This is a genomic window from Streptomyces diversicolor (genome assembly GCF_057537855.1).
Window position 1 is genome coordinate 145,798 of the sequence record NZ_BAAJXA010000014.1, and the last position, 13,492, is coordinate 159,289.

Consider the following 13,492-nt stretch of genomic DNA (forward strand, 5'->3'; position numbering starts at 1 on the left):
TACCCTGTGCCGTGCGGTCCGTCGCGGGTCGGCGTCCGGATGTCCCCAGGACGAAGGAGCGCTCCCACCGGCAGCTGGGGGAATCACAGGATCACCGCGGTCCGCCGCCCAACGATTCTTCCGTAGTCCCCAGTGCGTTAACCCGCACGTCGTTTTTACTTCCTAGTTTCTCCATCCACCCCCACGCGTCGGCAAACGCGCGGCATGCGGCGGTAAATTCAGTCTTTGCTTGGCAAAACAGGAGAATTATGACGAGGGTCCAGAACAGGCGGGCACCAGCACGCGGAGGGGAGCTGGACGACTGCCTGCGCGCCTGTGCGGTGCACAGCGGCAAACTCGTCGGCAGCCTCGACCGTCGCCGCGCGGAGCTCGCCGAGCAGCTGCGCAAGCTGCTCGTGGTCCACACCACGGTCGGTACGGCCGCCCCCGCACCCGCCCCGGCGGGCGGCGCCACCGCCCTGCTCAAGCGCGCCGTCAAGGGCGCCGCAGCCCCCGCGGGCGGGATCGGCAACGAGCTGCTGGACGCCCTGCTGGCCGTGGCCAACAAGGCGCTCGAATGCGGCTACGACGACGAGCTGAACCTCGCCCTGGTGATCAGCGAGACCGTCCTCGCCCAGCGGAAGAACTCCCGCGCCGGCTGGCGGCTGCGCGCCCGCGCCCTGGAGGCGGCCGGCGAGGAGCGCGAGGCCATCGGGGCCTACGAGCGCTACCTGGAGCTGACCACCGAGGACGGGTTCGGCGTGGCGGCCCGGATCGCCGGGATGCGCCGGGCCGGGGAGCGCGAGCGCGAACTGCTCGACCTGCTGAAGCGGCAGTGCCCGCGCGCCGCCGAGTACACCCGCGGCCCCGCCACCGACATCTGGGCCGAGGGCCTGGCCCTGCACACCCTCGGCGACTGGGCCGAGGCCGAGCCCCGGCTGGTCGGCGCCCTGCTGGTGCTCGCCGCCGACGAGGCCCCGGTCGCCGACCGGCAGGAACTGCTCAGCCAGTACCTTGACCTGCGTACCGGCCTGGCCGACGCCGACCCGGCAGCCCTCGGTGAGGCCGTCGCGCTCTACGCCGAGCAGCGCCGCATCCGGATGCGCGGTCCGGTCGCCGATCCGACGATCGGCGGCGTGCAGTGGATCACCCTCGGCGAGTTCCGCAACCTGATCGCCGGCAAGTCCATCTGCCTGATCGCCAACTCCGGTCGGGTCGGCGCCAGTTCGCTGGGCAAGGAGATCGACGACTACGACCTGGTGGTGCGCTTCAACTCGTACAAGATCGACCCGAAGCACACCGGCACCCGCACCGACATCCACGCCACCATCCACAAGCACGGCTTCAACTGGGACAAGCCGGTGACCACCCGGCTGGTCTTCGGCGGCATCTCCGGTGACTGGAAGCACTCCCTGCGCAACCGCCTGGTGCCCGGCGCCCAGCAGTACCTCGGCGACGAGTCGCTGCGCTGGCCGCTGCGCAACATCGGGCACATCGGCGCCGACGCCTGGTCGGGCATCCCCACCACCGGCTTCAACATGCTGTGGCTGCTGGACTTCCTGGACGTCAGCCCCACCCTCGACCTGATCGGCTTCGACTTCTACGAGAGCGGCGCCTACCGCGTCCAGGAGGCCATGAAGCTCGCGATCACGTCCGTGCACGAGTACACCAGCGAGAAGGCATGGGTCATGCAGCGGGCCCAGAGCGTGACCGACATGAGGATATCCCTGCGATGACCACGACCTCCCCCACAGGTGCCGCCACCGTCAGCCCGGCGGCCTCGGCGTCCGCCCACGCCCTCACCGGCAAGCGGCGCATCGCCTTCGCGAGCTACGTCGACGAGAACTACCTGCCCGGATTCCTCGTCCTGCTGCGCAGCCTCGCCCTGTCCAACCCGGGTGTCTGCGAGGACTTCGTCGTCCTCTACGACGATCTGCGCCCCTCCTCCATCGCCCGCATCCGCGCCCTGCACCCGCGCATCGTGCTGCGCCGGGTCGAGGACGAGCGCTACGACTCCTACGTCAAGGGCGACCAGGACAACTACCTGGTGCGCAAGGCGTACTTCATCCTCGACATCTTCCGGCTGCGCGACTACGACACGGTCATCACCCTGGACACCGACATGGTCGTCCTCGGTGACCTCGGCGAACTGCTCAAGCTGCGCGAGGGCCTGGCCGCCGTCCCGCAGTTCTTCTACGGGCAGCACAAGCTCAACTCCGGGCTGCTGGTCATCCAGCGCGAGTACCTGTCCGACGAGTTCTGCGCGAAGATCGACCAGACCGGGCGCAGCGGCGAGTACGAGCTGGACAAGCACGACCAGGGCATCCTGAACGCCGTCCTCGACGGCGACTTCGTCCGCCTCGACGCCCGCTACAACTTCGTCAAGCGGCGGCTGTCCGGCGATCTGCCGGTGCCCGAGGACACCGCGATCCTGCACTTCACCGGCCGCCACAAGCCGTGGCAGGGCGGCGAGTCCGGGTACTCGCTCGCGGAGGAGCGCTGGCGCGAGTTCGAGATGAGCGACGCGGAGTTCCACGCCGCGTACGTGGCGCTCGGCGGCGCCCACCACGATCTGCTGGTGCACTTCGGCACCCCGTACGTCCGGCGCACCGGCGACGTGGAGATCGCCCGCAAGGTGGCCGCCACCCATATCGCGGCCGGCGAGTACCAGGAGGCCGTGGACATCCTGTCCTCGGTGCGGATACCGCTGGACGCGGCCTGGCCGCACGAGGTGCTGGGCCACGCCCTGATGAGCGTGTCCCGCTACCCGGAGGCGAAGACCCAGCTGCTGCTGGCCACGGCCGCCCCCAACCGGGCCGCCACCGCCTACGCCCGGCTCGCCCAGATGGCCTGGGTGCACGGCGACAACACCGAGGCGCTGCGGTACGCCACCGCCGGCCTGTCCGTCGACCCCACCCACCGCTCCAGCCGGCTGTGGGCGCAGCGCGCCGCCGCCGTGCCCCCGCAGGAGCAGGGCGCGCCCGACGACCAGCTCGCGCACGTCGCCTTCTACATGGACCGGCAGGGCAACGCCGGTGACAAGCTGCTGCCGGAGACCGTCCGGCTCGGCTTCGGCCCCGACACCACCTCGCGCCGCTGGCACTCCGTGCACGCCCACCGGCTGTTCGACGCCGCCGCCCTGGAGCGGGTCAACGCCCGGCGCGGACTGGTCATCGGCGGCGGCGGGCTGTTCATCCCGGACACCATGCCCAACGGCAACAGCGCCTGGCAGTGGAACGTCCCGGACGAGCACCTGCGCGCCATCGACGTGCCGATCATGGTCTACGCGGTGGGCTTCAACGCCTTCGACGGACAGTCCTACCGGGCCACCCGGTTCAACGAGAGCCTGCGCCTGCTGGTGGAGAAGGCCGCCTTCTTCGGGCTGCGCAACCACGGCTCCATCGCGAAGGTCCGCGCGCTGCTCCCGCCTGAGCTGCACGACAAGGTGGTCTTCCAGCCCTGTCCGACCACGGTCAGCCGGCAGCTGATCGCCGGCTGGAGCGACCCGCTGTACCGCGACGACACCGTGATGCTGAACGCCGCCTACGACCGTGCCGGGCTGCGTTTCGGACACGACTACGGGCACTTCCTCGGCCAGATGGCAGAGGCGGTCCGCAAGATCGGCGCGCACACCGAGGTCCAGTGCGTCGCGCACTCCCTCGACGACGAGCGGATCGCCTTCGACCTGCGCCGTGAGCACGGGATCTCGCTGCCGGTGATCCCGATGTACGACTTCTCCAACGACGAGATCCGCGAGACCTACGCCAAGGCCCGGCTGGTCATCGGGATGCGCGGGCACGCCGGGATGATCCCCTTCGGGGTCGGCACGCCCATCATCAGCCTGATCTCGCACCCGAAGATGGCGTACTTCCTCAACGACATCGAGCGCCCCGAGTGGGGTGTCTCGGTGCACGAGCGGGACCTGGGCGCGGTGCTCACCGAGCGGGCCCTGCACATGCTGGACAACCACAGCCGCACCGTCGCCGATGTGCACGACCGGCAGGAACTGCTGTGGAAGGTCACACAGGAGAACGCGGCCCGGATCCAGCAGATCCTGGCCCGCTGACCCGAAGGGTGTGGGGCGGGGCCCGTCACGGACCCCGCCCCACGCCCGAAGAACCCCCACGCGCCATGTGCCACGCGGCCGGCTTGTTCAGCGGCGTACCGCTCGGCGCAGGTTGCGTGCCTTGCGGGCCACGCGGCGCACGGTCGCGTTGCGCGGGATGAACGACAGCTGCGCCGGGACGCCGCCGGGCAGGGCCAGCGAGGTCAGCCGCTTGCGCTTGAAGTAGCGCAGCGTGTGCGGGTTCAGATGCTTCGTCAGATAGCCCTCGGCCGCGCCGCGCAGCTCAGGGTAGATCTTCGGCTGCATGGTGAAGCCGACGGCCCGGACGAGTTCGCCGAGCGCCGTCACATCCATGCCGGGCCGCTGCTCGGTGACCGCGGCCCGGTCCGTCAGATCGGGCAGCAGCGCGTCGACGAGGGTGACCGGGACGCGGTTGCTGTTCTCGAAGGGGGACAGCCGGTCCAGCAGGGTGTCCGTGCCCACCCGGGCGGTGGGCAGGCCGTACAGCGCGGACGCGGTCAGCAGTGCCGTGGAGAAGCAGCCGACGACCAGTGCCGGGCGCATCCGCTGGTACAGCACCTCCGCGAGGATCGGCGTGTCCAACACCGTGAGGTCGGCGCCGAGCCGTTCGGCCTCCCGCTCCAGCGTGCTCGTGAAGCGCGCCGGGGCCGACGGGTGCGGCTTGAACACGACCCGCTCGTGGCCGAGTTCCACCGCGCCCTTCAGCATCCGCACATGAAGGTCCTCCTCCTGCTCCGCGCTGAGGATGCCGAGCGCCGACAGGTACTGGCCCAGCAGCAGCGCGGGCTCCTCGATGTCCGGCAGCCCCTCACCGCCGCCGGCGAGTTCGGCCAGCACCTTGGTGAACGCGGCCGTCGGCACGATCTGGGCCGGCACCTCGAACTCGGTGAGCAGCAGCGGAGTGAGCCCCGGCACCAGGTCGAGGTGGAGCAGCCGGTCCACCCGGGTGCCGACCAGCGGATCGATCTTGTTGCGGGTGGGGCCGTAGCTCATCAGGCCGTCCGCGTAGACCGTCACGGGCGCGCCGGTGAACATCTGCGCGAGGCTGAGCGACGGGTTGACCTGGATCGACTCGACGGCGAGTTCGACGTCGTCGTCACCGAGGTCCCAGGCGAGCCGCAGATGGCGTTCCCACAGCGGCAGGTCCTCGGGCCGCGGGGCCCAGCCGCCCGGGTGGAACGGGAAGATCGTCTCGTTGTACGAGATCACGTCGTCGAACCGCTCCCGCAGCCGCTCGAAGCCCGGCATCCGGTCCGGGCCCGGCGTCGTCTCGGGTGTCGCGGCGTTGTTGCAGACCAGCAGGGTGCGCCGGTCGGCGGGGCGGAAGGCGCCGGAGTCCAGGGCGGCGGCCAGCGTGGCGGTGCCGTACAGCGTCGACACCTGGAAGATCTGCGTGGTCACGCGGCGGCCCCCGAGGCGGCGGGGCGGCGGCGCAGCCGGCGCAGCTTCGTGGCGCGCTCCAGGTCCATGGAGCCCAGGGCGTCGTCCAGGACGTCCTGCGGCATGCGCCGCAACGCGGCGGCGCTCAGAGTCTTCAGCTTCTTCGCCACCGCGGGCTCGAACCTTTCGATGGATCCCAGATGATGGGAAATGATGGCGCAGTAGGTGCGAACGGCCTTCGGCAGCAGGGCGTCCGCCTCCGGGTCCCGGGCGGTTTCCTCGATGACCTGATCGAAGGCGCGAATGAAGTCGAGCTGCCGTACGTCACCGATCTGGGTGAGGGAGGAGGCCACCCCGCGCCGGTAGAAGACACCGAGCAGGTTCACCGCGGCGAACGACTCCGCCTCCCGGTGCAGCTTCCAGATCCACGGCCGGTCCTCGGCCGTGCGCAGCCCGTCGGTGAAGTGCAGCAGCCCGCGGTCCACCAGCCGGCGGTGGTAGATCCCGGCCCAGGCGTAGGCGTAGTCGACGGACGTGGTCCGGTGGGTGGGCAGGATGGCGTCGCGGGGGCGCATCACCACGCTGCGCCGGCCGTGCGGCACCAGGTGCACCGTGCGCGCCCGCCCCGTGCACTGCACATGGTCGGTGCGCAGGAAGTCGCAGCCCAGGTCGTCCATGGCGGCGACGAGCCGGGGGTAGTAGCCGGGGGCGAGCCAGTCGTCGCCGTCCAGGAACGTCAGATACTCGCCGCGGGCGCGGTCGATGCCGGTGTTGCGCGCGGTCGCCAGCCCCCCGTTCTTCTCGTGTCTGACATGTACCGCCCCTGGCAGCTCGCGCTCCGCGCGCGCAAGGATCTCTGGCGTCCCGTCGTTCGAGCAGTCGTCGACGAGAATGAATTCGAAGTCCTCACGGGCGTTCGCACGCAGGCTTCTGAGCGTGTCTGGCGCGTATTGCTGCACGTTGTAGAACGGCACGATGACGGAGAGCTTGACCACACAGTGGACGTTAGGGCGGGGCCCGTCATTCGTCTTGACCGCCACCTTGATATCAGGTGAACGACGTGTGGCGAAGCCGTGAACCGGGGCCTTTTCCCGCTGGTTCCCGGGCTGATTCGCCATCCGTCGATGTGCTGTTAACCGTTTGTTGTGTTCGGGTTGGGCGGAACCTAGGAATGCCTTCCTAGCGTCTTCGGCGTGCCAATCAGTGCAACGAAGTCGCTGCGGGTCGCCGTGCTCGCGGATTCCGACACCCGGTGGAAGTGGGGCGCCCTCACCGCGAGCCGCATCGCGGGCGGCGGCCGGGCCGAGCCCGTCGAGTCGTCCATCCGGCTCGACGGCTATCTGCTGCGGGGCCGCGCCACCCCCACCGCCCGCCAGCTGCGCGAGGTCGGCGTGCACGCCGACTCGCTGCGCGAGGTGACCGCCGTCGAGTTCCTGCGCGCCATGGACGACGAGCCGTACGACGTCCTCGTCCTCGCCCTCGTGGGCGGCGGCGTCCAGGCCATGCTGCACGGCCTGAAGCGGGTCTGGGAGGACCGCACCGAGCGGCCCGTCGTCGTCACCGGCTACGTCGGCGTCGTCTACGAGAAGCTTGCCGACGGCCTGCTGCTGCGGCACGGCGCCGACCTCGTCCTCGCCAACTCCCGCCAGGACGCGGACCGTTTCCGCGCCGTGTACGAGGGCGTGGGCGCCGACGCCTCGGGCGTGACCGAGGTGGCGCTGCCGTTCCTCGGCGGCGCCCCCTACACCGGCGAGCCCGCGCCCGCCACGCAGCCGGAGGGCAGGCCCTACACGGTCGTGTTCGCGGCCCAGCCCTCGGTCCCGGAGAGCCGCAGGGACCGTACGTACCTGCTGGACCGGCTGATCCGGCACGCGCAGGCGTTCCCCGACCGCGAGGTGCTGCTGAAGCTGCGCTCCCGGCCGGGCGAGCACACCACGCACATCGAGGAACTGCCCTACCAGAAGCTGGCGCAGAGCCGCGAGCTGCCCGCCAACCTCCGCCTGGTGTACGGGCACATGGGCGAGGTCCTGGACCGCACCGACCTGCTGGTCACCATCAGCTCGACGGCCGCACTCGAATCGCTGCACCGCCGCATCCCCACGGTCGTCCTGACCGACCTCGGGGTCCGCGAGGTGCTGGGCAACCACCACTTCGTCGGCTCCGGCTGCCTCGCCTCCTGGGACCAGCTCGACGCCGGTCACCGCCCCGAGCCCGAGCCCGAGTGGGTGGCCCGGCAGGGCGTCGCCGCCGACGGCACGTACGGCACGGCCTTCGACGCCGCACGGCACCGCATCACCCGGCTGCTGGGCCGGCCCGGCGGGCTGCCGCCCCTGAACCCCTACTACACGACCGAGACCGCGCCCGGCTATCTGCCGGGGATCCTCGCCCGCCACCACCTCGGCCCGGACGGCTCCCCGCTGCCCGGCGCGCCCGCCGCCGACAAGGCGCCGGGCCCGGTCCGCCAGATCGTGCGCCGGGCGGCGCGCGGCGCCTACCGCCATGGCGTCCAGCGGGTGGCACCTGTGATCCGACGAATGGGAGAGCTGTGAGCGACCGGATCCCGCGTCAAGGAGGAGAGCCCATGTCCGACACCCGGGCGGGCCAGGGCGCTTCGGTGCGCCGGGTGCTCGCCGTGATCCCCGCGCGCGGCGGCTCCAAGGGCGTGCCCGCCAAGAACCTCGCCCCCGTCGGCGGGGTGCCGCTGGTGGCCCGCGCGGTGCACGAGTGCCGGGCCTCCCGGCTGGTCACCGACGTCGTCGTGTCCACGGACGACCAGTCCATCGCGGCGGCCGCCCGGCAGGCCGGCGCCGAGGTCGTGCTGCGGCCCGCCGCCATCGCCGGCGACACCGCCACCTCCGAGGCCGCCGTGCTGCACGCCATGGACGCCCACGAGGCGCTGCACGGCGCCACCGTGGACGTCGTCCTGCTCGTGCAGTGCACCAGCCCGTTCCTGCTCCGCGAGGACGTGGACGGGGTCGCGGCGGCCGTCGTCGAGAACGGCGCCGACACCGCGGTCACCGTGGCCCCCTTCCACGGCTTCATCTGGCGGGACGCGGGCGACGACCCGGTCGCCGTGGAGCCCACCCGGGAACAGACCGCCGGCGGCGCCACCCGCGTCGCCAACTCCACGGCCACCCAAGGCGGTTACGGCGTCAACCACGACAAGTCGTTCCGCCCGCGCCGCCAGGACCGCCCCCAGGACCTGCTGGAGACCGGCGCCGCCTACGCCATGGACGCCGCCGGGTTCCGCGAGCACCGGCACCGCTTCTTCGGCCACACCGAACTGGTCCGCACCGACCCGGCCCGGGTCCTGGAGATCGACGACCCGCACGACCTCGCCCGCGCCCGGGCCCTGGCCCCGCTGTTCGACGCGGACCGGCCCGGCGCCCTCCCGACCAGGGAAGACATCGACGCGGTCGTCCTCGACTTCGACGGCACCCAGACCGACGACCGGGTGCTGATCGACGCCGACGGACGGGAGTTCGTCTCCGTGCACCGCGGGGACGGACTCGGCATCGCCGCGCTGCGCAAGAGCGGCCTGAAGATGCTGATCCTGTCCACGGAGCAGAACCCGGTCGTCGCCGCCCGGGCCCGGAAGCTGCGGATTCCGGTGCTGCACGGCATCGACCGGAAGGACCTCGCCCTCAAGCAGTGGTGCGAGGAGCAGGGCATCGCGCCCGAGCGCGTGCTCTACGTCGGCAACGACGTCAACGACCTCCCGTGCTTCGCCCTCGTGGGCTGGCCCGTGGCGGTCGCCAGCGCCCACGACGTCGTGCGCGGCGCCGCACGCGCGGTCACCACCGTCCCCGGCGGCGACGGCGCCGTCCGAGAGATCGCCAGCTGGATCCTCGGCCCCTCTCTCGATTCCCTCACCAAGTAAGGACATCCCCTGATGAGCACCAACTCCCGCATCCGCGCCTTCGGTTCGCGTGAGGCCGGCCCCGGCCGCCCCGTCTACATCACCGGCGAGATCGGCATCAACCACAACGGTGACCTCGACAACGCCTTCAAGCTGATCGACGTCGCCGCCGAGGCCGGCTGCGACGCCGTCAAGTTCCAGAAGCGCACCCCGGAGATCTGCACCCCGCGCGACCAGTGGGACATCGAGCGGGACACGCCCTGGGGCCGGATGACCTACATCGACTACCGCCACCGGGTGGAGTTCGGCGAGGACGACTACCGCAAGATCGATGAGTACTGCAAGGAAAAGGGCATCGACTGGTTCGCGTCCCCGTGGGACACCGAGGCCGTCGCGTTCCTTGAGAAGTTCGACGTCCCGGCCCACAAGGTCGCCTCCGCCTCCCTCACGGACGACGAACTGCTGCGTGCCCTGCGCGCCACCGGCCGCACGATCATCCTCTCCACCGGCATGTCGACCCCGAAGCAGATCCGGCACGCCGTCGAGGTCCTTGGCAGCGACAACATCCTGCTCTGCCACGCCACCTCCACCTACCCGGCCAAGGCCGAGGAGCTGAACCTGCGCGTGATCAACACGCTGCAGCAGGAGTACCCGAACGTCCCGATCGGCTACTCCGGCCACGAGACCGGCCTGCAGACCACGCTGGCCGCCGTCGCCCTCGGCGCCACGTTCGTCGAGCGCCACATCACCCTGGACCGCGCGATGTGGGGTTCGGACCAGGCCGCGTCGGTGGAGCCGCAGGGCCTCACGCGCCTGGTGCGCGACATCCGGATCATCGAGGCGTCGCTCGGCGACGGCGTCAAGAAGGTCTACGACTCCGAGCTGGGCCCCATGAAGAAGCTGCGCCGGGTCGCCGGTGTCGTGGCCGAGGCGGAGATCGCCGCGGCGGCGGGCGAGCCGGTCACCGTCTGACCCCGCCCGAGCACGCCTTGGTCCCCTGCCGAACGCCTCACGGGACGGTCGTACGACGATGAACCGACGCGCCGGGAACGCCGGCCCCAGCCTTCGCACCCTCGCCTTCGTGGAGAGCCCGGTACAGCTGCTGAACGTACTGGAGTGGGCGCACACCCATGCCCTGCGCGGAGCGCCCGGGGCGCGGGCGTCCGGCGCGCCGGCGCCGGCGTCCTTCCCGTCCGTACCGCCGCAGGTACGACGCACTCCGCACGGCGACGCGCCGCCGTCCGGGCCGGAGCGGACCGGGGTGGTGCCGTCCGATGTGGTGCCGACCGGGTCGGAGTCGGTCGGGGCCGTGCCACCTGGGCCGGAGTCGGTCGGCGCGGTGCCGCCCGGGTCGGAGCCGATCGGGGTGATGCCGTCCGGGTCGGAGTCGGTCGGCGCGCTGCCCTCCGGTGTCGTGCCGTCCGATGTGGTGCCGTCCGGGGCGGAGCTGACCCTTGTCGTGCTGGCCCCGACCGACCCGATGACCCGCGGGCAGCTGCGGCGCATGGCGGACCTGGCCCGGGACGAGGGATACGAGGTGCGCTGGGAGGAGGCGCGGGGCGGTACGACCGCGCCCTTCCAGACCATCGGCGGCCTCGCCGGTGCGCTGCGCCGGGCGGACCGGATCGTCATGGGCGACCCGTTCTCCCGCTACGTACAACTGCTGCTGACCATCACCAGGGCGCGCGACCTGGTCGTGGTCGACGACGGCACGGCGACGATGGAGTTCGTCGCCCAGCTCGCGCGCGGCGAGCGGCTGGTGCGCTGGCACCGCAAGGGCGGCCGGCCGGGCCCGCGTGACCTGCTGTTCGCCCCGGTCTCCTCCTCGGCCCGGCGCCGGCTGACACCGAGGGCCGGCCGCCGGGTGGAGGTGTTCTCGTCCATGCCGGTCGAGGAGACTCCGGACGGCGTCACGATCACCGCCAACGACTTCGGCTGGACCCGGGCCCGGTTCGGCCCGCCCCGCATCACCAAGGGCGCCGACATGGTCGGAACGTCGCTGGTGGAGACCGGCGTCGTGGACGCCGACCGCTATGTGGAGGCCGTCCGCGGCCTCGCCAAGGCACACGGCGCCGCCCGCTACTTCGCGCACCGCCGCGAGAGCACGGAGAAGCTGCACCGGCTCGCGACCGAGACCGGCCTGGAGATCGTCCGCCCCGACCTCCCCCTGGAACTGATCGCCCGCCGCGGCCCGATCGGCCGCACGGTCCTCAGCTTCCCGTCCACGGTCGTGCACACCCTCCCGCTGGCCCTGGCCGGCACCGGCGTCCGCGTCGCCGTCTGCGACATCGACCCGACCTGGCTCACCGACCACGCCTCCCCCCGCGCCCAGGGCTTCCTGTCCGGAGTGACAGACACAGCAAAAGACATCCACCGCCTGTCAACGGTGGCCCTGGCCTAGCCCTTCTGCTCCGGGTCGCTCCCACGGGCGTGCGATAGGTTGCCCGCCATGGCTGAACTCGGACCCGCTGCCTGGCCACCCGCCCCGATCAGGACCGAGCGGCTGGTGCTCCGCGCGTCCGAGGCCCGGGACCGTACGGCGTTCATCGAGTTGTTCGCCTCACCGGAGGTGGGCGCCTACATCGGTGGCCCTCGACCGCGTGATGAGCTTGAGCGCGCGATGCCCGAGGTACCCGGGCGGCGCCCCGGCCTGTTCGTGATCGAACTCGACGGAGCGATGATCGGCATGATCACCCTCGATCGGCGCGACGCGGAGCGTCCGGGTCACATCCGTCCGGACGCCGCAGAGGCCGAACTCGGCTACGTGTTCCTGCCCAAGGCGTGGGGACGCGGGTACGCCGCCGAGGCGTGCGCGGCGGCACTCGACTGGTGCGCCGACGCGCTTCCCGGCGAGCAGGTGGTGCTCCGCACCCAGACCGCCAACACCCGCGCCATGCGCCTCGCGACAAAGCTGGGCTTCACCGAGCTGGAACGCTTCGAGGAGTTCGGCACCGAACAATGGCTCGGAGCCCGGCCCCCGCACCTTGGGTAGGGGGTCTTGTCTTCCGTCACCCGAGGGCCTGCCGGGCGACCTCGGTGACACGGCGACCGCTTGTAACGTGTCCGCTGCAACGAAACGGTCCGCAACCGCCGCGCCCACGCAGGGCACTAGCCTTCACACAGCCGTATACAGCGGGTGCCCTGCGCCACCATCACTCGTTCTGGAGTATTGGGGAAATCCGGACATGTCCAACGGGGATCTCGTCCTGAGTCTGGCCGGGCTCGACACCTTGGCGGGCCAACTGCGGTCGATCAAGAAGCGCATGGACGACACCGGCCAGGTCGACCGCAAGCTGGGGCACGGAGAGCTGGGCTCAGGCGCGGCGTTCGACGCCATGGACGATTTCACGCGCGGCTGGAAGGACGGCCGCAAGGAGATCGACGTCGGCCTCGACAGCGTGGCGAAGATGGCGCAGGAGATCGTCGACAAGATGACCGAGCTGGACGTCGACCTGAGGAACGCCCTCCGCAAGCACGAAAAGGAGGGCAGAGGTGGAAAGTGAGGATCTCGCCGACGACCCGTTCGCCGGTGCCGCTCCCGGGGACGTCATCGGCATCAACATCCAGGTCCCCCGTGCGTGGTACGAGTTCGACGTCCACCCGGCGACAGTGAACCGTTCGATCCACGAGGCGGTCGCGGCGCGGGTCAGGGAGAAGCCGGAGTTGGCCGGGTACCAGGCCGATCTGGTCAGGACCTTGAAGAAGGTGGCCCGCGAGGCCAGGAACAACAACGTCGTCTACTCCGGGTCCATGTGCGAGATCGTCGACGACGAGCCGATGGTGGCCGGCCTCACGGTCAGCGTCAACGAGGCCGTGAACGCGACCACGGGGGAGACGGCGCCCACCGGTCTCGACACGCTCATGGGCGTGCTGATGCCGATCGCCCCCGGCCGACGGCCCACGGATCCGTGGCGTCGTGTGCGCGAGGTGAATCTGCCAGGGGCGGGCAAGGCGGTACGCACCGAAGGCATCGAGGACATCGAGGTTCCGGACGACAACCGCAGCCATCGCGCGGTGATGATGCAGACCTTCGTACCCTTCCCGAACGGTGCCCCAAAGGTCGCCGTGATCAGCGCCAGCACACCCCAACTCGGCCTGGTCGAGCCGATGCTGGAGCTGTTCGACCTGATCACCGGAACCTTCCGCTTCGTCTCCCGCGCGGACCTCGACACGGAGGACTGAACCCG

11 protein-coding genes are annotated in these 13,492 nt (G+C 71.0%); 9 read left to right on the forward strand and 2 right to left on the reverse strand.

What is annotated here, in order from left to right; genetic code table 11:
* Positions 1 to 248 precede the first annotated feature (248 nt).
* Complete coding sequence (locus tag AC27LF_RS18655; RefSeq protein ID WP_479657133.1) at positions 249 to 1,715, forward strand: glycosyltransferase family 29 protein; 1,467 nt, start codon at positions 249 to 251, stop codon at positions 1,713 to 1,715.
* On the forward strand, positions 1,712 to 4,045 hold the full coding sequence (locus AC27LF_RS18660; RefSeq protein WP_479657134.1) for a glycosyltransferase: 2,334 nt from the start codon (positions 1,712 to 1,714) through the stop codon (positions 4,043 to 4,045). The genes AC27LF_RS18655 and AC27LF_RS18660 overlap by 4 nt, the downstream gene beginning before the upstream one ends.
* Positions 4,046 to 4,132: 87 nt before the next feature.
* Here AC27LF_RS18660 and AC27LF_RS18665 read toward each other — a convergent pair whose 3' ends face one another.
* Together AC27LF_RS18665 and AC27LF_RS18670 are read right to left on the reverse strand one after the other, a co-directional pair.
* A complete protein-coding gene (locus tag AC27LF_RS18665; RefSeq protein WP_479657135.1) occupies positions 4,133 to 5,467 on the reverse strand; it encodes an alpha-2,8-polysialyltransferase family protein in 1,335 nt (444 codons plus the stop codon).
* Positions 5,464 to 6,441 carry a glycosyltransferase family 2 protein gene (locus AC27LF_RS18670; RefSeq protein WP_479657136.1) on the reverse strand — a complete coding sequence of 326 codons (978 nt, stop codon included), beginning with the start codon at positions 6,439 to 6,441 and terminating at the stop codon, positions 5,464 to 5,466. Before AC27LF_RS18670 ends, AC27LF_RS18665 begins: the two co-directional genes overlap by 4 nt.
* 198 nt (positions 6,442 to 6,639) lie before the next feature.
* On the opposite strand from AC27LF_RS18670, the gene AC27LF_RS18675 reads away from it, so the two are divergent.
* From AC27LF_RS18675 to AC27LF_RS18705, 7 genes are all read left to right on the forward strand, one after another.
* Positions 6,640 to 7,995, forward strand: coding sequence for a DUF6716 putative glycosyltransferase (locus AC27LF_RS18675; RefSeq protein WP_479657137.1), 1,356 nt, complete (start codon positions 6,640 to 6,642; stop codon positions 7,993 to 7,995).
* A 32-nt stretch (positions 7,996 to 8,027) separates the two neighbouring features.
* Positions 8,028 to 9,326 carry a cytidylyltransferase domain-containing protein gene (locus tag AC27LF_RS18680; protein WP_479657138.1) on the forward strand — a complete coding sequence of 433 codons (1,299 nt, stop codon included), beginning with the start codon at positions 8,028 to 8,030 and terminating at the stop codon, positions 9,324 to 9,326.
* Between the two features lie 12 nt (positions 9,327 to 9,338).
* Entirely contained in the window at positions 9,339 to 10,277 is a 939-nt protein-coding gene (locus tag AC27LF_RS18685) for an N-acetylneuraminate synthase family protein (RefSeq protein WP_479657139.1), read from the forward strand.
* 58 nt (positions 10,278 to 10,335) lie between these two features.
* Positions 10,336 to 11,706, forward strand: coding sequence for a hypothetical protein (locus AC27LF_RS18690; RefSeq protein ID WP_479657140.1), 1,371 nt, complete (start codon positions 10,336 to 10,338; stop codon positions 11,704 to 11,706).
* 48 nt (positions 11,707 to 11,754) lie between these two features.
* Positions 11,755 to 12,297 (forward strand): GNAT family N-acetyltransferase, encoded by a 543-nt coding sequence (locus tag AC27LF_RS18695; RefSeq protein ID WP_479657141.1) that lies wholly within the window; start codon positions 11,755 to 11,757, stop codon positions 12,295 to 12,297.
* A 193-nt stretch (positions 12,298 to 12,490) separates the two neighbouring features.
* Positions 12,491 to 12,808: a hypothetical protein gene (locus AC27LF_RS18700; RefSeq protein ID WP_479657142.1), complete on the forward strand. Its 318-nt coding sequence runs from the start codon at positions 12,491 to 12,493 to the stop codon at positions 12,806 to 12,808.
* Entirely contained in the window at positions 12,798 to 13,487 is a 690-nt protein-coding gene (locus AC27LF_RS18705) for a hypothetical protein (RefSeq protein WP_479657143.1), read from the forward strand. Before AC27LF_RS18700 ends, AC27LF_RS18705 begins: the two co-directional genes overlap by 11 nt.
* Positions 13,488 to 13,492 lie beyond the last annotated feature (5 nt).